The following is a 17,787-nucleotide window of genomic DNA, read 5'->3' on the forward strand; positions in this document are numbered from 1 at the left end:
CTGCCTCAGCTCCTCACGGCCGCGACGGGCAGCTTCTCGATACGGATCGCCGAGGCCTTGAACTCCGCCGTCCCCGCGATCGGGCAGTTCGCCTCGATCGTCAGCTGGTTGGTGTCCACCTCGTCGGGAAAGTGCATGGTCATGAACGCGAGGCCGGGCCGCAGCGCCGGGTCGACCCACACGGGAGCCACCACCACGCCGCGCCGCGAGGACACCCTGACCTCCTCGCCCACCACGACGCCGTACCGCTCCGCGTCCTCCGGGCACAGCTCGACGTACTCGCCGCGCCGCAGCGGGGAGGCGAAACTCCCGCTCTGTACACCGGTGTTGTACGAATCGAGGCGCCGGCCCGTCGTCAGGCGGATCGGGAACGACTCGTCCGTCAGGTCCACCGGCGGGTCGTGCGCGACGATCCCGAAGGGCGCCGCACGGCCGCGCAGCGCCGGATCCTGCTCCCACAGCCTCCCGTGCAGGAAGCTCGACGGCAGGACCTCCAGGTCCGGGCACGGCCACTGGAGGCCCTGGTGCTCCTCCAGGCGGTCGTACGTCATGCCGAAGTGGTCCGGCGACAGGTCACGCAGCTCGTTCCAGACGGCCTCGGAGTCGGCGAACTTCCAGTCGTGGCCGAGCCGCGCGGCGAGCTCGCAGATGATGTCGATGTCCTCGCGGGCCTCGCCGGGCGGGGTGAGCGCGGCGCGCACGCGCTGAACTCGCCTCTCGCTGTTGGTCGTTGTGCCGTCGGTCTCCGCCCAGGCGGCGGTCGCGGGCAGGACCACGTCGGCCATCTCGGCTGTCTTCGTCAGGAAGATGTCCTGCACGACCAGATGGTCGAGGGCCGCGAGTCGGCGTACCGCCTGCTCGCTGTCGGCCTCGGACTGGGCGGGGTTCTCGCCGATGCAGTACACGGCGTGCAGCTCGCCGTGCTCCATCGCCTCGAACATGTCGGTGAGCGTCATGCCGTACCGCGGCTGGATGGCCGTGCCCCACGCGCGCTCGAACTTGATGCGGTGTGCGCTGTCGAGGATGTCCTGGAAGCCGGGCAGGCGGTTGGGGATGGCGCCCATGTCGCCGCCGCCCTGGACGTTGTTCTGCCCGCGCAGGGGCTGGACGCCGGAGCCGTAGCGGCCGACATGTCCGGTGAGCAGCGACAGATTGATCAACGCCCGTACGTTGTCCGTGCCGTTGTGGTGCTCCGTGATGCCGAGGGTCCAGCACAGCTGGGCGCGCTCGGCGGTGGCGTAGGCGTGCGCGAGGTCGCGGATGGCGGCGGCGGGCACGCCCGTGACCTTCTCGGCGAGGGAGAGGGTCCACGGCTCGACCAGTTCGGCGTACGCGTCGAAGCCGGTCGTGGCCCGCTCGATGAACGCCTTGTTGTGCAGGCCCGCGTGGATGATCTCGCGGCCGACGGCGTGGGCGAGCGGGATGTCCGTGCCGACGTTGATGCCGAGCCAGCTCTCCGCCCACTCGGCGGTCGAGGTGCGGCGCGGATCGACCGCGTACATCCGTGCCCCGTTCCTGATCCCCTTCAGGACGTGCTGGAAGAAGATCGGGTGCGCGAAGCGGGCGTTGGAGCCCCACATCACGATGAGGTCGGTGTGCTCGACCTCCTCGTACGAGGAGGTGCCGCCGCCCGAGCCGAAGGCCGCGGACAGGCCCGCGACGCTCGGGGCGTGGCACGTGCGGTTGCACGAGTCGACGTTGTTGGTGCCCATCACGACGCGCGTGAACTTCTGCGCCACGTAGTTCATCTCGTTCGTGGCGCGGGCGCAGGACAGCATCGCGAACGCGTCCGGGCCGTGCGCCTCCTTGGCGCGGCGGAACCCGTCCGCGGCCCTGGCCAGCGCCTCGTCCCAGGTGGCGCGGCGCAGCGGCTCGTCCCGGGAGTCCCGGACGAGGGGATGGGTGAGGCGGGTGTACGTCTTCGGGGTGCGGTCCCGCTTCTTCATGCCGCGCTCCTCATGCGGTCGGCGAGCAGATCCGAGATGGCGTGGACGGTGCGGAGCGTCGGGACCGGGACGCCGGTGATCTCCGCCAGTTCCACGACGGCCGCGAGCAGCACGTCGAGCTCGAGCGGTTTGCCGCGCTCCAGGTCCTGGAGTGTCGAGGTGCGGTGGTCGCCGACGCGCTCGGCGCCGGCGAGGCGCCGCTCGACGGAGATGTCCGGCCGGCAGCCCAGCGCCCCCGCGACGGCGAGCGTCTCGGTCATCATGATCTCGATGACCCGGCGCGTGCCGCCGTGCAGGCACATCTGCCGCATGGTCGCGCGGGACAGCGCGCTGATCGGGTTGAACGAGATGTTGCCGAGCAGCTTGATCCAGATGTCGCTGCGCAGCTCGGGCTCGACCGGGCACTTGAGGCCGCCGGCCTGCATCGCCTGACTGAACGCGAGGCACCGGTCCGACACCGAGCGGTCGGGCTCCCCGATGGAGAACCTGGTTCCCTCGAGGTGGCGTACGACGCCGGGCCCTTCGAGCTCCGTCGCCGCGTAGACGACACAGCCGATGGCCCGCCGGGGCGCGAGCACCGCACTGACCGCGCCGCCGGGATCCACGCTCTCGACGCGCTGCCCGTCGTGCGGGCCGCCGTGCCGGTGGAAGTACCACCAGGGGATGCCGTTCTGGGCCGCGATCACGGCCGTCGAGCTGTGCAGCAGTGGCTCGATGAGCGGCCCGCACGCCGCGTACGAGTTGGCCTTGAGGCCGAGGAAGACATAGTCGACCGGGCCGATCCCCGAGGGGTCGTCGGTCGCGTGGGCACGGGCGGTGAAGTCACCGCGGGGGCTGCGTACTTGGACGCCGTGCTGCCTCATGGCCGCGAGGTGCGGTCCACGGGCGACGAGATGCACGTCGGCGCCGGCGCGATGCAGCGCGGCTCCGACGTAGGCGCCGATCGCACCGGCGCCGAGGACTGCGACTTTCACGATGGCGAGCTCCGTTCGGTCGAGGGCTCCTGCTCTCACGGGAGGAGAGTGCGGAGGACCGTCGGACTGTCGATGGAATATTGTCTACAGTATGGAAGATGGGCCGACAAGAGGTGGCGCATCGCATACCGTGTACGGATTCCGGCGCGCGCTCTTCCCAACTCCCGCACGGCTCCCTACCGTTCGGGATCATGAGGCCCCCCGTCGCGCCAACCGGCTGGAGCCGCTGGCTCGTTCCGCCCGCCGCTCTGTCCGTCCACCTCTCCATCGGCCAGGCCTACGCCTGGAGCGTCTTCAAGCCCCCGCTCGAGTCCGCCATGCACCTCAGCGGAACCCAGAGCGCCCTCCCCTTCCAGCTCGGCATCGTGATGCTCGGCCTCTCCGCGGCCTTCGGCGGCACGCTCGTCGAGCGCAACGGCCCGCGCTGGGCGATGACCGTCGCTCTCGTCTGTTTCTCCTCCGGCTTCCTGATCTCCGCGCTCGGCGCCGCCACCGGACAGTTCTGGCTGATCGTGTTCGGCTACGGCTTCGTCGGCGGGATCGGCCTCGGCATCGGCTACATCTCGCCGGTGTCGACCCTGATCAAGTGGTTCCCCGACCGGCCCGGCATGGCCACCGGCATCGCGATCATGGGCTTCGGCGGCGGCGCGCTGATCGCCTCCCCGTGGTCCGCGCAGATGCTGGAGTCCTTCGGCGCCGACTCCTCGGGCATCGCCCTCGCGTTCCTCGTGCACGGACTCGCGTACGCCGTGTTCATGTCACTCGGGGTGCTCCTCGTGCGGGTGCCCCGCACGGAAGGGGCCCGCAAGGCGGGGGCGCCGGCGCCGCTCGACGGGGTGCAGGTCTCGGCCCGCAGTGCCGTGCGTACCCCTCAGTTCTGGTGCCTGTGGCTCGTGCTCTGCATGAACGTGACGGCGGGCATCGGCATCCTGGAGAAGGCCGCTCCGATGATCACGGACTTCTTCAAGGACAGCGCCACCCCCGTCGGCGTCTCCGCGGCCGCCGGCTTCGTCGCGCTCCTGTCGGCGGCGAACATGGCGGGCCGCATCGGCTGGTCCTCCGCCTCCGACCTGATCGGCCGCAAGAACGTCTACCGCCTCTACCTGGGCGTGGGCGCCGTCATGTACCTCCTGATCGCCCGCTTCGGCGACTCCTCCAAGCCCCTGTTCATCGGCTGCGCGCTGGTGATCCTCTCCTTCTACGGCGGTGGCTTCGCCACCGTCCCCGCGTACCTCAAGGACCTCTTCGGCACCTACCAGGTCGGCGCGATCCACGGCCGGCTGCTCACCGCGTGGTCCACCGCCGGAGTCCTCGGCCCGCTGATCGTCAACCGGGTCGCCGACAGCCAGGAAGAGGCCGGCAAGCACGGTCAGGACCTCTACGGCCTGTCTTTCACGATCATGATCGGCCTGCTCGTCGTCGGCTTCGTCGCGAACGAGCTGATCCGTCCCGTCCACGCCCGCCACCACATCCCCGCCCCGAGGGAGGCCACCGATGACGCAGCCGCAGAGCGCCGGCAGTCCGCCTAGCCGCCGCGCGCTCACCCTGTTCGCCTGGCTGTGGGTCGGGGTGCCGCTGGCGTACGGCCTGTACGAACTCGTACAGAAGGCGAGGCAGCTCTTCACGGGGTAGAGCGTGGCGGACCCCGGACGCCGCAGGGAGATGTGGGGCACCCTCCAACCAGGGCGCCCCAATCCTGTCGCTTTACACGTCCTCGTACCCGTGAGTCGCTCACCAAACTGGTGGATCCGTATCTCGAACAGCGAGGGGACCCACCCATGACCGGTTCGCGCATCGCCGCCGTTGGCCACTACCAGCCCTCCAGGGTCCTCACCAATGACGACCTGGTGGCCATGGTGGACACCGACGACGCGTGGATCCGCAGCCGCGTGGGCATCCGGACCCGTCACATCGCGGGTCCCGACGAGCCGGTCGACGAGCTGGCCGCCCACGCCGCGGCGAAGGCCCTCGCGTCGGCGGGGCTGACGGCCGGCGACATCGACCTCGTCGTGGTCGCCACCTCCACCGCCGTCGACCGCTCGCCGAACATGGCCGCGCGCGTCGCGCACCGCCTCGGCGTGCCCTCGCCCGCCGCGCTGGACGTCAACGTGGTGTGTGCGGGCTTCACGCACGCCCTCGCCACCGCCGACCACGCCGTACGGGCGGGCGCCGCGACGCGCGCCCTGGTGATCGGCGCCGACAAGATGTCCGCGGTCACCGACTGGACGGACCGCACGACCTGCGTCCTCGTCGGCGACGGCGCGGGCGCCGTCGTGATCGAGGCCTGCCCGCCCGGCGCCGAGCCGGGCATCGGGCCGGTCCTGTGGGGTTCCGTGCCCGAGATGGGCAACGCAGTCCGCATCGAGGGCGAGCCGGCGCGCTTCGCGCAGGAGGGCCAGAGCGTCTACCGCTGGGCGACGCAGCAGCTGCCGCCGCTGGCCCGCGCGGCGTGCGAGCGGGCCGGGTACACGCCCGCCGATCTGGCCGGCGTCGTCCTGCACCAGGCGAACCTGCGGATCATCGAGCCGCTCGCCGAGAAGATCGGCGCGGTGAACGCCGTCGTCGCACGCGATGTCGTCGACTCGGGCAACACGTCCGCCGCGAGCATCCCGCTCGCCTTCTCCAAGCTCGTCGAGCGCGGCGAGATCCGCAGCGGCCAGCCGGTGCTGCTCTTCGGATTCGGCGGGAACCTGTCCTACGCGGGCCAGGTCGTCCGCTGCCCCTGAGCAGGCGTGATTTCGCGGCGTTCACGGGTGTGACGAGACCGACTCCCGCCCCTACTGGCCATTGTGCTCGGTAGACTGTAGACGAAAGCCAATTCATACTGGCTTCTCCGTTGCCCAGGAGGGGGACCGCGATGTTGTCCACAGGACTGCCGCAGGGGGCGGTGCCCAAGCTCGAGCGCCCCGGACCGCTGCGCGAGCGGGTCTACGAGGCGCTGCTCGAACTGATCACGACGCGTGCACTTCAGCCGGGCCAGCACCTGGTCGAGAGCGAACTCGCCGGGCACCTCGGGGTGTCGAGGCAGCCCGTGCGCGAGGCGCTCCAGCGGCTGAACACGGAGGGCTGGGTCGATCTCCGTCCGGCGCAGGGCGCCTTCGTGCACGAGCCGACCGAGGACGAGGCGGACCAGCTCCTCACGGTCCGCACGCTGCTGGAGGCCGAGGCGGCCCGCCTTGCCGCAGCGAACGCCGGCAAGGCCGGGATCACCGCACTCGAAGAGCTGTGCGCCACGGGCGAGCAGGCCGTCGCCGACGGCGACGTGGAACTCGTCGTGGCCACGAACGCAGCCTTCCACGCCAAGGTCATGGAACTCGCGGGGAACGTCGTCCTCGGCGAGCTCGCCGGACAGGTGGACCGCCGGGTGCGCTGGTACTACCAGCCGGTGGCCCGCCAGCGCGGCAAGCAGTCCTGGATCGAGCACCGCGAGCTGATCGCGGCGATCGCGCAGCGGGACGAGGCGCGGGCGACGTCGGTCATGCGCGCCCACACCGAGCACACACGCGAGACGTACCACCGGCGCGACCAGTCGTAGGGGCCCGCGTCCCTGAAGGGGGCGCGGGCTTTGCTCGCGGCCGGCCACAGCCGACCCGTCACCCGGAAGAACGCCCCGACAGGCCCCGTGCCTCCGCCGCCAGCATCACCACCAGAATCACGACCAGCGCGATGAGTTCCGCCACGGCGGCCACCCGGACCCCGAGCAGCGCCGTGGCGAGTACCACCGGCACGGCCCCCGCCCGGAACGCGCGCGGGGAGAGCCGCAGCGCGGTCCTGAACGCGACATCGCCGGCGAGGAACAGGGCGACACCGCCCGCGAGCGCGAGCGCGGGACCGGTGTGCAGATGCTCACCGAGATGGCCGAGCGACTTCTTCACGCCCGCCGCGAGGAACGCGACCCCGAGCAGCATCGGCAGAAAGGCGTAGTAGTACGCGTTCATCGCGAGGCGGAACCGGCGCGCGGGCTCTGCGGCCCGGAACGTCTCCTCGGCCGCCCCCTCGTCCCGTACGAAGTACGTCCACCACAGCGCGACCGCGACCGCGAGCGCCAGGAACGCGCCGCCGAACAGGCCCACCGTCAGCGGCTGGTCGCCGATGCCGATGCCGATCGCGATGACGGACTCACCGAAGGCGATGATCAGGAGCAGGCCGTGGCGCTCCACGAAGTGCCCCGGATCCAGGCCGCCGAGCTGGCCCCTGAGGTCGTCCGTCGTGCGCCCGCCGCGGCCGCGGGGGCCGGCCTGCGCGAGGAACGGCGTCACGATCTGCAGCACGATCGCGAGCACCCACCACGCGTCGGCGGCGAGCCCGTGGAAGAACCCGGCCGTCGTCACGGCGAGCGCGGCCAGCGCGTTCGGCACCGCGTACCAGATCACGTCCCGTCCGTGGCTGCGCGTGTACAGCGCGCTGTGCACCACGACGACCAGCAGGAACCCGAGGCCGAAGACCACGCCGCCGTCGGTGAACGCGCGCGGGACGGCGAGCGCGCACACCAGGAACGCGCCCATCCCGACGATCAGCAGCAGCCTGCGTGAGGGCCGGTCCGGCGGCACCTGGTTGGTGAGGTAGGCGTAGGCGCCGTACATCCAGAACAGCACGACGAAGATGAGGACGACGCGCCCCGCCGTGGCGAACGACAGGTCGTGCGCGAGCAGCACGGTGATCTGCGTCAGTGTGAAGACGAAGACGAGGTCGAAGAAGAGCTCCAGCGTGCTGACCCGCAGTTCCGGGGCGGGCCGCTCCCCTCTCCGCTCCTCCGGCGCGCGTGTGCTCTCCGGCATTCCAACCCCCTTGCGACGTCCGCCAGTTGTGCGAGCGACAGGGTACGCGGATCTTCCCTCCCGGCTCTTTGTCCTGTCACTGGAGAAAGTCATGGGTAATTGCTGCGCAACTTCTTCCCACTCCCGGCAAGCACTGCTACGTTCCCCTCGAAAGCCCGAAGACGGGACGACAGGCGGCCCGGTGAGGCGGGGAGGGGCACGTGAGACGCATGACGGCTCGACCCGCGAACGCGCACCAGGCGCGCCTGCTGCGTCTGCTGCGCGACGGCGGACCCAACTCCCGTGCCCAGCTGGGCGATCAGATCGACCTCTCGCGGTCGAAGCTGGCCGTCGAGGTGGACCGGCTCCTGGAGACGGGCCTCGTCGTGGCCGACGGACTCGCCGCCTCGCGCGGCGGGCGCCGCTCCCACAACATCCGACTCGCCCCCGAACTGCGCTTCCTCGGCGTCGACATCGGCGCGACCTCGGTCGACGTCGCCGTCACCAACGCCGAACTGGAAGTCCTCGGGCACATCAACCAGCCCCTGGACGTCCGCGAGGGTCCGGTCGCCGTCTTCGAGCAAGTGCTCGCGATGGCAGCCAAGTTGAGGGCTTCCGGGCTCGCCGAGGGGTTCGACGGAGCCGGGATCGGCGTCCCCGGACCCGTCAGGTTCCCCGAGGGCGTCCCGGTCGCGCCGCCGATCATGCCGGGCTGGGACGGTTTCCCCGTCCGCGAGGCCCTCAGTCAGGAACTCGGCTGCCCGGTCATGGTCGACAACGACGTGAACCTGATGGCGATGGGGGAGCAGCACGCGGGCGTCGCCCGCTCCGCGCGCGACTTCCTCTGCGTCAAGATCGGCACGGGCATCGGCTGCGGCATCGTCGTCGGCGGAGAGGTCTACCGCGGCACGACGGGCAGCGCCGGCGACATCGGCCACATCCAGGTCGAGCCCGACGGACGCCAGTGCGCCTGCGGCAACAAGGGCTGCCTGGAGGCCTACTTCAGCGGCGCGGCACTCGCCCGCGACGCCGAGGAGGCCGCCCGCGAGGGCCGTTCCGACGAACTCGCAGCCCTGCTGGAGGCGGCCGGAAAGCTCAGCGCCGCCGACGTGGCCGTCGCGGCCGCCGCCGGTGACGCCACCGCACTCGATCTCATCCGCGAGGGCGGCAACCGCACCGGGCAGGTCATCGCCTCACTCGTCAGCTTCTTCAATCCGGGCCTCGTGGTGATCGGGGGTGGCGTGACCGGCCTCGGCCACACGCTGCTCGCCGCCCTGCGCACCCAGGTCTACCGCCAGTCGCTGCCCCTGGCGACCGGCAACCTCCCCATCGTCCTGGGCGAGCTCGGCCCCACCGCCGGAGTCATCGGCGCGGCCCGCCTGATCAGCGACCACCTGTTCTCACCGGCGTAGCACCGCCCTGCGTAACACCGCACGCGATCACCACACCAGTACGGCGCTCAGCTCCGCCCTGCCCTGGCACCGGCCCGCATCCGCCGAGGGGATCACTCATGGCACCGGAACCACCCCTGCTCACCATGTCCGGCATCACCAAGTCGTTCCCCGGCGTCCGCGCCCTCGACGGCGTGGACCTGGAGGTCCTGGCCGGTGAGGTGCACTGCCTCCTCGGCCAGAACGGCGCGGGGAAGTCCACCCTCATCAAGGTCCTCGCCGGCGCCCACCAGCCCGACGACGGCACGATCACCTGGCGCGGCGAGCGCACGGTGCTCAAGTCGCCGATCGCCGCGATGCGTCTCGGCATCGCCACCATCTACCAGGAGCTCGACCTGGTTCAGGGGCTGTCCGTCGCCGAGAACGTCTACCTCGGGCACGAGCCGACCACCGCCGGATTCGTGGTCCGCGGACGCGACGCCCGCACCACAACCGCCGCACTCCTCAAGCGACTTGGGCACGGCGAGATCAGCCCCGGCACCCTCGTCGGGGACCTCTCGGCGGCCCAGCAGCAGATCGTGTCCATGGCCCGTGCGCTCTCCCACGACGTCCGCCTCATCGTCATGGACGAACCCTCGGCCGCCCTCGACCCGGACGAGGTCGACAACCTCTTCCGCATCGTCGACTCCCTCACCGCCGACGGCGTCGCCGTCGTCTACATCTCGCACCGCCTGGAGGAGATCCGCCGGATCGGTGACCGCGTCACCGTCCTCAAGGACGGCCGGGCCGTCGCCGGCGGACTGCCCGCCAAGGAGACGCCCACCCGCGACGTGGTCGCCCTCATGACCGGCCGGAACGTCGAGTACGTGTTCCCCGAGCGCCCCTCGGGACCCCCGCTCGCCGAACCCGTACTCACCGTCAAGGGCCTGTCCAGGCAAGGGGAGTTCGCGCCGCTCGACCTCGAACTGCGGCCCGGCGAGATCGTCGGCCTCGCGGGGCTCGTCGGCTCGGGGCGCTCCGAGATCCTGGAGACGATCTACGGCGCCCGCAAGGCGAGTACCGGACAAGTCGTCGTCGACGGCAAGGTGTTGCGTCCCGGCAGCGTCCGCGCCGCCGTCCGTGCCGGCCTCGGCCTCGCCCCCGAGGAGCGCAAGGCGCAGGCACTCCTCATGCTGGAGTCCGTCACCAACAACGTCTCCGTCTCCTCCATGTCCCGCTTCTCGTACGGGGGTTGGCTGGACCGCGGCAAGGAACTCGACGCCGCGCGGGCCGCGACCCGCGAGCTGTCCCTGCGCCCCGACAACCCGTCCGCGCCGGTGCGCACCCTCTCCGGGGGCAACCAGCAAAAAGCCGTCCTGGCCCGCTGGCTCCTGCGCGGCTGCCGCGTCCTCCTCCTCGACGAGCCGACCCGCGGCGTGGACGTCGGCGCCCGCGCCGAGCTCTACGCCGTCATCCGCCGCCTCGCCGACGACGGCCTCGCGGTCCTCATGGTCTCCAGCGAGGTCCCGGAGGTCCTCGGCCTCGCGGACCGGGTCCTGGTGCTGAGAGAGGGCGCGGTGGTCCACGAGTCGCCGGCGACGGAACTCGACGAACACAGAGTGCTCGACCTGGTCCTCGCCGGGGGCCGATAGGGGCGCGGGGAACTGCGCAGAACGCCCGCCACAACAAACCCGCAGACGAAGGGAGCCCGGCACCATGACCCAGCCCACATCCCCCGCCCGGCCCGCCACCCCGAAGACCGCGCCCGCCGGGTCCCGCCCGAGAGGCTTCCGCCTGGACATGCGGACCCTCTCCCTGGTGGGCGTCCTGGCCGTCCTCGTCCTGATCGGCGGCATCACCCAGCCCGACTCGTTCCTCGACACGAACAACGTGCAGCTGATCCTCACGCAGGCATCCGTCATCGGTGTCGTCACCGTGGGCATGACCTTCGTGATCATCTCCGGCGGCATCGACCTGTCGGTCGGCGCGATCGTCGCCCTCGCAAGCGTCTGGGCCACCACCGTCGCGACGCAGGACTACGGCTTCGCCGGAATCCTGTTCACCGCCGTCGTCGTGGGGGTGGGCTGCGGCCTGGTCAACGGACTGCTCATCGCGTACGGCGGGATGGTCCCCTTCATCGCCACCCTCGCGATGCTCGCGTCGGGCCGCGGCCTCGCCCTCCAGATCACCGACGGCAAGACGCAGACCGTCTCCGTGGAAAGCGTCCTCAAGCTCGGCGAGCGCGACGCCTACATCCTCGGCATCCCGCCGCTCGTCCTCGTCTTCGCCGCCGTCACGGTCGTCGGCTGGCTGGTCCTGAACCGTACGACGTTCGGCCGCCGCTCCGTCGCCGTCGGCGGCAACGCCGAGGCCGCGCGGCTCGCCGGCATCGACGTGCGCCGCCAGCGCCTCTACCTCTACCTCCTGTCGGGCCTGTGCTGCGGCATCGCGGCCTTCCTCCTGATCGTCCTGGCCGGTTCGGGCCAGAACACGAACGGCAACCTCTACGAACTCGACGCCATCGCCGCCGCGATCATCGGCGGCACCCTGCTCACCGGCGGCCGGGGCACCATCACCGGCTCCGTGCTCGGCGTACTGATCTTCACCACGATCACCAACATCTTCGCGCTCAACAATCTGCAGAGCGACGTCCAGGAGATCGCCAAGGGGGCGATCATCGTCGCCGCGGTCCTGGTCCAGCGACGCACCTCCACCACCACTTCTTGACCCGGGAAGGGCCCACCGACATGCCAGAGACCACGAGCCGCAGAGGACTGCTCTTCGGGGCGGCAGCCGCCGTCACCACGGGCGGACTGCTCACCGCCTGCACGAGCAACGAGCCCAAGGAAGCGAAGCCCGCGGCGAACGACAAGCCCGCCGCGGACGACAAGCCGGGCAAGCACGTCACCATCGGGTTCGCGGGACCGCAGGCCGACCACGGCTGGCTGAACGCGATCAACGACAACGCCACCGAGCGCGCCAAGAAGTATTCCGACGTCACCCTGGAGGCGACGGAGGGCTCGAACGACACCGCCGCGCAGATCGGGCAGGTCGAGACGCTCATCAACAAGAAGGTCGACGTCCTGGTGATCCTGCCGGCCGACGGCAAGGCCCTCACCCAGGTCGGCCTGAAGGCGATGCGCGCCGGGATCCCCGTCGTCAACCTCGACCGGATCTTCAACACCCCGCAGGCGTACCGCTGCTGGATCGGAGGCGACAACTACGGCATGGGCCTGAGCGCCGGCAACTACATCGGCGAGCAGCTCAAGGACAAGAAGAACGCCAAGGTCGTCGAGCTCGCGGGCCTCGACAACCTGGAGCTGACCAAGCAGCGCAGCCAGGGCTTCGACGACGCCCTGAAGAACTACCCGAACATCAAGAAGGTCGCCCGCCAGGCCGCCGAGTTCACCGTCGAGTCGGGCCAGGCGAAGATGTCGCAGCTCCTCCAGGCGCAGAAGAACTTCGACGCCCTGTGGAACCACGACGACGACCAGGGTGTCGGCGCCCTGCGCGCCATCAAGCAGGCCGGACGCGACGACTTCCTGATGGTGGGCGGCGCCGGAGCGCTCTCCGCCATGCAGGCCATCGAGGCCGGCAACAGCGTCCTCAAGGCGACCGTCCTCTACCCGCCGACCATGGCCGCCTCCGCGATCGACCTCGCGCGTGCCCTCGGTCAGGGCAAGGGCGTCAGCGGCATGGCCGAGTTCGAGATCCCGGCCCACGTGACGCTCTTCTCGGCGGTCGTCGACAAGGACAACGTCGCCCAGTACATGCCGACCGGCTTCAAGTGATGGATGCCCCCACAGCGCATCTCGCGGGACCGGCGTCGACGAGGAGGACTACTGCATGGGCACGACTGAGGAGCCCGGGACAAGGCCGCGCCCCCTGGGTGTCGGCATGGTCGGATACGCCTTCATGGGCGCCGCCCACTCCCAGGGCTGGCGCACCGTGGGCCGGGTCTTCGACCTGCCGCTGCGCCCGGTCCTCGCGGCCGTCTGCGGCCGGGACGGGCAGGCAGTGCGCGCCGCGGCCGACCGGCTTGGCTGGGCCGCGGCCGAGACGGACTGGCGGGCGCTGATCGCCCGGGACGACGTCGACGTCGTCGACATCTGCACCCCGGGCGACAGCCATGCGGAGATCGCCGTCGCCGCCCTGGAGGCGGGCAAGCACGTCCTGTGCGAGAAACCGCTCGCCAACACGGTGGACGAGGCCGAGGCGATGGTCGAGGCAGCCGAACGGGCTCGTGCGCGCGGCCAGTTGGCGATGACCGGCTTCAACTACCGACGCGTCCCCGCCACCGCGCTCGCCCGCCGCATGGTCGAGGAGGGCCGCCTCGGCACCCTGCGCCACGTGCGCGTCTCCTACCTCCAGGACTGGCTCGTCGACCCCGACTTCCCGCTCACCTGGCGGCTGAAGAAGGAGTACGCGGGCTCGGGCGCCCTCGGTGACCTGGGCGCGCACGCCGTCGACCTCGCGCAGTTCCTGGCGGGGGAGTCCCTGGTCGGGGTCTCGGCGCTCACCGAGACGTTCGTACGGGAACGGCCGATCCTGGAGGGGGCGTCGGCCGGACTCGCGGCGGGCGGCAGCGGGGCCGGGCGCGGCCCGGTGACGGTGGACGACGCGGCGCTCTTCACGGCCCGCTTCGCCTCCGGGGCGCTCGGCTCCTTCGAGGCGACCCGCTTCGCGTCCGGCCGCAAGAACGCGCTGCGCATCGAACTCAACGGCGAGAAGGGCTCGTTGGCCTTCGACCTGGAACGGCTCAACGAGCTTTCGTTCCACGACCACACCGAACCCGGGGTCAGCGCGGGCTTCCGCCGCATCCTCGTCACCGAGCCCGACCACCCCTATCTGGAGGCCTGGTGGCCGCCGGGCCACGGCCTCGGCTACGAGCACACCTTCGTGCACCAGGCCCGCGATCTGGTCCACGCCATCGCGGCCGGCCGCCAGCCCGAACCGTCCTTCGCCGAGGGCCTGCGCGTGCAGCGCGTGCTCGCCGCCGTGGAGGAGAGCGCGCTCAAGAACTCCGTCTACACCCCCATCCCGGTCTGAGGAGGCACGGCTCATGCCACGCCAGTTCACCCTGTTCACCGGACAGTGGGCCGACCTGCCGCTCGAAGAGGTGTGCAGGCTGGCCCGCGACTTCGGCTACGACGGTCTCGAACTCGCCTGCTGGGGCGACCACTTCGAGGTCGACAAGGCCCTCGCGGACCCCGGCTACCTCGACTCGCGCCGCGCCCTGCTCGACAAGTACGGCCTCAAGTGCTGGGCGATCTCCAACCACCTCGTAGGGCAGGCGGTGTGCGACGCGATCATCGACGAGCGCCACCGCGCGATCCTGCCGGCCCGCATCTGGGGCGACGGCGAGGCCGAGGGCGTACGGCGGCGGGCCGCGGCCGAGATGCAGGACACCGCGCGCGCCGCGGCGGCCTTCGGCGTCGACACCGTCATCGGCTTCACCGGCTCGTCCATCTGGCACCTGGTCGCCATGTTCCCGCCCGCGCCCGAATCGATGATCGAGCGTGGCTACCAGGACTTCGCCGACCGCTGGAACCCCATCCTCGACGTCTTCGACGAGAACGGCGTCCTGTTCGCCCACGAGGTCCACCCGTCCGAGATCGCGTACGACTACTGGACCACGCAGCGCGCCCTCGACGCCGTCGACCACCGGGCCGCCTTCGGCCTGAACTTCGACCCCAGCCACTTCGTGTGGCAGGACCTCGACCCGGTCGGCTTCCTGTGGGACTTCCGTGACCGGATCTACCACGTCGACTGCAAGGAGGCCCGGCGCCGCCTCGACGGCCGCAACGGCCGCCTAGGCTCCCATCTGCCCTGGGGCGACCCGCGGCGCGGCTGGGACTTCGTCTCCGCGGGCCACGGCGACGTGCCCTGGGAGGACGTCTTCCGGATGCTGCGTTCCATCGACTACGAGGGGCCCGTCTCGGTCGAGTGGGAGGACGCCGGCATGGACCGGCTCCAGGGCGCCCCCGAGGCGCTCAGGCACCTCAAGGCGTTCGACTTCGAGCCGCCCACCGCGTCCTTCGACGCGGCCTTCGGCGGCTCCGACTAGCGGCCCGACGGCCACGTTTGTCCTGCACGGGGAGAAAGTCAACTCCTTTGCTGTGCAAGGGCTTTCCGTCCCGGACAAACGTGGCTACGGTCCAATGTTGTACAGGACATGCACAGTTCCGGGGTGACGGCGCACCCCGGCGTACCGATCGCACCCGCAGAGCGCATGCGCGACACGCCCCCGTCCGTACGCACGCCCTTTTCCGGAGGAACTCCGTGCACAGGAAACGCCCGAGATTCCGCAAGGCACTCGCACTCCTCACCGGCTCACTTCTCGCCGGAGCCTCACTCGCGATCGGCGCCCCGCACGCCGGCGCGGCGCCCGCCCCCGACGCCGCGGCCGCCGCGGAAGACTTCCAGCAGGTCACCCTCGCCAAGGGCGCCGAAGAGGTCGGCGAGCCCATGTCGCTCGCCGTCCTGCCGGACCGCAAGGTCCTGCACACCTCGCGCGACGGCGTCCTGCGCCTGACCGACGAGAACGGCACCACCAAGGTCGCCGGCAAGCTCGACGTCTACTCCCACGACGAAGAGGGCCTCCAAGGCGTCGGCGTGGACCCGAAGTTCAGCGACAACCACTTCATCTACCTCTACTACGCGCCGCCGCTCGACACCCCCGCGGGCGACGCCCCGAACGACGGCACGGCCGCGGACTTCAAGCCCTTCGACGGCCACAACCAGCTCTCGCGCTTCGTGCTCAACGCGGACGGCACGCTCGACAACGCCAGCGAGAAGAAGATCCTGGAGATCCCCACCTCGCGCGGCATCTGCTGCCACGTGGGCGGAGACATCGACTTCGACAAGGACGGCAACCTCTACCTGTCGACGGGCGACGACTCCAACCCCTTCTCCTCCGACGGCTACACACCGATCGACGAGCAGGCCACCCGCAACCCGGCCTACGACGCCCGGCGTTCGGCCGGCAACAGCAACGACCTGCGCGGCAAGGTCCTGCGCATCAAGGTCAACGACGACGCCACGTACTCCATACCCGACGGCAACCTCTTCGCCCCGGGCACGGCTAAAACACGCCCCGAGATCTACGCGATGGGCTTCCGCAACCCGTTCCGGATCAGCGTCGACAAGCCGACCGGCATCGTCTACGTCGGTGACTACGGACCCGACGCCGGCACCGCCGACCCGAAGCGCGGCCCCGCGGGCCAGGTCGAGTTCAACCGCATCACCAAGGCCGGCAACTTCGGCTGGCCGTACTGCACCGGCAACAACGACGCGTACATCGACTACGACTTCGCCACCAAGACGTCCGGCGCCGCCTTCGACTGTGCCGCGCCGAAGAACACCTCGCCGCACAACACGGGCATCGTCGACCTGCCGCCCGCGCAGCCGGCCTGGATCCCCTACGACGGCGGCTCCGTGCCCGAGTTCGGCACCGGCTCCGAGTCCCCGATGGGTGGCCCTGTCTACCGCTACGACGCGGCGAACACCTCGCCCGTGAAGTTCCCCGAGGCCTACGACGGCAACTTCTTCGCCGGTGAGTTCGGCCGGCAGTGGATCAAGCGGATCGAGCAGGACGGCGACGGCAAGGTCTCCAAGATCAACCCGTTCCCGTGGACCGGCACGCAGGTGATGGACATGGCCTTCGGACCGGACGGCGCCCTGTACGTCCTGGACTACGGCCTGTCCTGGTTCGGCGGTGACGAGAACTCCGGCCTCTACCGCATCGAGAACGCGACCGACGGCCACTCGCCCGTCGTCGACGCCAAGGTCGACAAGACCTCGGGCCAGGCCCCGCTCAAGGCCCGCTTCTCCTCGACCGCGACCGACGCCGACAGCGACGCGCTGACGTACTCCTGGAACTTCGGCGACGGCACCACCGGCACGGGCGCCGCCCCCAGCCACACGTACAAGAAGAACGGCACCTACACCGCGACCGTCACCGCCAAGGACGCGACGGGCCGCACCGGCAGCGCCGACACCCACCTCGTCGTCGGCAACACCGCGCCCAAGGTGACCCTCGAACTCCCCGCGGACGGGCAGCTGTTCACCTTCGGTGACGAGGTGCCCTTCAAGGTGAAGGTCACCGACCCCGAGGACGGGACGATCGACTGCTCCAAGGTCAAGGTCACGCACATCCTCGGCCACGACAGCCACGGCCACCCGATCACCTCGGCCAACGGCTGCTCCGGCACCATCAAGACCTCCGCGGACAGCGAGCACGACCCGAACGCCAACATCTTCGGGGTCTTCGACGCCGAGTACACCGACCAGGGTGCCAACGGCCAGCCGGCGTTGACCACCCACGACCAGAGCGTCACCCAGCAGAAGCACCGCCAGGCCGAGCACTACGGCGACTCCAAGGGCGTCAGCATCACCGCCCACACCCCGGCGGAGGGCGGCAAGACGGTCGGCGACATCAACAACGGCGACTGGATCTCCTTCAAGCCGTACGTCCTGAGCAACGTCAAGTCGTTCAGCGCGAGCGTCGCGTCCGCCGGCAGCGGCGGCACGCTGGAGATCCGCAGCGGCTCCGCCACCGGACGCCTCCTCGGCAGCACCAAGGTCGAACCCACCGGGTCCTGGGAGACGTACAAGGACGTCACCGGCACCATCAGCAAGGCGCCCGCCAAGACCACGACGCTCTTCCTGGTCTTCAAGGGTTCGGGCACCGACGCCCTCTTCGACGTGGACGACTTCACCTTCACCACCAGCTGAGGAA

General features: G+C 70.5%; 14 protein-coding genes. 11 read left to right on the top strand and 3 right to left on the bottom strand.

Annotation, left to right across the window (positions count from 1 at the left end):
* Positions 1 to 5 precede the first annotated feature (5 nt).
* Together AC07EJ_RS29100 and AC07EJ_RS29105 are read right to left on the bottom strand one after the other, a co-directional pair.
* Positions 6 to 1,946, bottom strand: coding sequence for a molybdopterin oxidoreductase family protein (locus AC07EJ_RS29100; protein ID WP_393583390.1), 1,941 nt, complete (start codon positions 1,944 to 1,946; stop codon positions 6 to 8).
* A complete protein-coding gene (locus AC07EJ_RS29105) occupies positions 1,943 to 2,920 on the bottom strand; it encodes a 2-dehydropantoate 2-reductase (RefSeq protein WP_393583388.1) in 978 nt (325 codons plus the stop codon). The genes AC07EJ_RS29100 and AC07EJ_RS29105 overlap by 4 nt, the downstream gene beginning before the upstream one ends.
* A gap of 191 nt (positions 2,921 to 3,111) precedes the next feature.
* Here AC07EJ_RS29105 and AC07EJ_RS29110 point away from each other — a divergent pair, with 191 nt between their 5' ends.
* The 4 genes from AC07EJ_RS29110 (at position 3,112) to AC07EJ_RS29125 (ending at position 6,455) form a co-directional block, all read left to right on the top strand.
* Positions 3,112 to 4,449, top strand: a complete 1,338-nt coding sequence (locus AC07EJ_RS29110) for an OFA family MFS transporter (RefSeq protein ID WP_393583386.1) — start codon at positions 3,112 to 3,114, stop codon at positions 4,447 to 4,449.
* Positions 4,415 to 4,552, top strand: coding sequence for an MFS transporter small subunit (locus tag AC07EJ_RS29115; RefSeq protein WP_199841638.1), 138 nt, complete (start codon positions 4,415 to 4,417; stop codon positions 4,550 to 4,552). The genes AC07EJ_RS29110 and AC07EJ_RS29115 overlap by 35 nt, the downstream gene beginning before the upstream one ends.
* A 146-nt stretch (positions 4,553 to 4,698) precedes the next feature.
* Positions 4,699 to 5,646 (top strand): beta-ketoacyl-ACP synthase III, encoded by a 948-nt coding sequence (locus AC07EJ_RS29120; RefSeq protein ID WP_478885364.1) that lies wholly within the window; start codon positions 4,699 to 4,701, stop codon positions 5,644 to 5,646.
* Positions 5,647 to 5,777: 131 nt separating this feature from the next.
* Positions 5,778 to 6,455: a GntR family transcriptional regulator gene (locus AC07EJ_RS29125; RefSeq protein ID WP_389482968.1), complete on the top strand. Its 678-nt coding sequence runs from the start codon at positions 5,778 to 5,780 to the stop codon at positions 6,453 to 6,455.
* Between the two features lie 58 nt (positions 6,456 to 6,513).
* Here AC07EJ_RS29125 and AC07EJ_RS29130 read toward each other — a convergent pair whose 3' ends face one another.
* On the bottom strand, positions 6,514 to 7,698 hold the full coding sequence (locus AC07EJ_RS29130; protein ID WP_389482966.1) for a low temperature requirement protein A: 1,185 nt from the start codon (positions 7,696 to 7,698) through the stop codon (positions 6,514 to 6,516).
* Positions 7,699 to 7,907: 209 nt separating this feature from the next.
* Between AC07EJ_RS29130 and AC07EJ_RS29135 the strand changes: the two genes are divergently transcribed.
* The 7 genes from AC07EJ_RS29135 to AC07EJ_RS29165 all read left to right on the top strand — a co-directional run bounded on the left by AC07EJ_RS29135 (position 7,908) and on the right by AC07EJ_RS29165 (position 17,783).
* Positions 7,908 to 9,089 carry an ROK family transcriptional regulator gene (locus AC07EJ_RS29135; protein WP_362901674.1) on the top strand — a complete coding sequence of 394 codons (1,182 nt, stop codon included), beginning with the start codon at positions 7,908 to 7,910 and terminating at the stop codon, positions 9,087 to 9,089.
* A 98-nt stretch (positions 9,090 to 9,187) separates the two neighbouring features.
* Complete coding sequence (locus tag AC07EJ_RS29140; protein WP_389482963.1) at positions 9,188 to 10,699, top strand: sugar ABC transporter ATP-binding protein; 1,512 nt, start codon at positions 9,188 to 9,190, stop codon at positions 10,697 to 10,699.
* 64 nt (positions 10,700 to 10,763) lie between these two features.
* Positions 10,764 to 11,774, top strand: coding sequence for an ABC transporter permease (locus AC07EJ_RS29145; RefSeq protein WP_389482960.1), 1,011 nt, complete (start codon positions 10,764 to 10,766; stop codon positions 11,772 to 11,774).
* Positions 11,775 to 11,794: 20 nt separating this feature from the next.
* Complete coding sequence (locus AC07EJ_RS29150) at positions 11,795 to 12,838, top strand: substrate-binding domain-containing protein (RefSeq protein WP_389482958.1); 1,044 nt, start codon at positions 11,795 to 11,797, stop codon at positions 12,836 to 12,838.
* Between the two features lie 55 nt (positions 12,839 to 12,893).
* Positions 12,894 to 14,096 carry a Gfo/Idh/MocA family protein gene (locus AC07EJ_RS29155; protein ID WP_389482957.1) on the top strand — a complete coding sequence of 401 codons (1,203 nt, stop codon included), beginning with the start codon at positions 12,894 to 12,896 and terminating at the stop codon, positions 14,094 to 14,096.
* A 13-nt stretch (positions 14,097 to 14,109) separates the two neighbouring features.
* A complete protein-coding gene (locus AC07EJ_RS29160; RefSeq protein ID WP_389482955.1) occupies positions 14,110 to 15,114 on the top strand; it encodes a sugar phosphate isomerase/epimerase family protein in 1,005 nt (334 codons plus the stop codon).
* A gap of 215 nt (positions 15,115 to 15,329) precedes the next feature.
* Positions 15,330 to 17,783: a PQQ-dependent sugar dehydrogenase gene (locus AC07EJ_RS29165; protein WP_393583374.1), complete on the top strand. Its 2,454-nt coding sequence runs from the start codon at positions 15,330 to 15,332 to the stop codon at positions 17,781 to 17,783.
* The last annotated feature ends 4 nt before the right edge of the window (positions 17,784 to 17,787 follow it).

It is taken from the genome of Streptomyces sp. NPDC045026, from assembly GCF_056432625.1.

Coding starts and splice junctions, on each gene's coding strand:
- AC07EJ_RS29100 (WP_393583390.1), bottom strand. CDS start 1,946: ATGAAGAAGCGGGACCGCACCCCGAAGACGTACACCCGCCTCACCCAT.
- AC07EJ_RS29110 (WP_393583386.1), top strand. CDS start 3,112: ATGAGGCCCCCCGTCGCGCCAACCGGCTGGAGCCGCTGGCTCGTTCCG.
- AC07EJ_RS29115 (WP_199841638.1), top strand. CDS start 4,415: ATGACGCAGCCGCAGAGCGCCGGCAGTCCGCCTAGCCGCCGCGCGCTC.
- AC07EJ_RS29120 (WP_478885364.1), top strand. CDS start 4,699: ATGACCGGTTCGCGCATCGCCGCCGTTGGCCACTACCAGCCCTCCAGG.
- AC07EJ_RS29125 (WP_389482968.1), top strand. CDS start 5,778: ATGTTGTCCACAGGACTGCCGCAGGGGGCGGTGCCCAAGCTCGAGCGC.
- AC07EJ_RS29130 (WP_389482966.1), bottom strand. CDS start 7,698: ATGCCGGAGAGCACACGCGCGCCGGAGGAGCGGAGAGGGGAGCGGCCC.
- AC07EJ_RS29135 (WP_362901674.1), top strand. CDS start 7,908: ATGACGGCTCGACCCGCGAACGCGCACCAGGCGCGCCTGCTGCGTCTG.
- AC07EJ_RS29140 (WP_389482963.1), top strand. CDS start 9,188: ATGGCACCGGAACCACCCCTGCTCACCATGTCCGGCATCACCAAGTCG.
- AC07EJ_RS29145 (WP_389482960.1), top strand. CDS start 10,764: ATGACCCAGCCCACATCCCCCGCCCGGCCCGCCACCCCGAAGACCGCG.
- AC07EJ_RS29150 (WP_389482958.1), top strand. CDS start 11,795: ATGCCAGAGACCACGAGCCGCAGAGGACTGCTCTTCGGGGCGGCAGCC.
- AC07EJ_RS29155 (WP_389482957.1), top strand. CDS start 12,894: ATGGGCACGACTGAGGAGCCCGGGACAAGGCCGCGCCCCCTGGGTGTC.
- AC07EJ_RS29160 (WP_389482955.1), top strand. CDS start 14,110: ATGCCACGCCAGTTCACCCTGTTCACCGGACAGTGGGCCGACCTGCCG.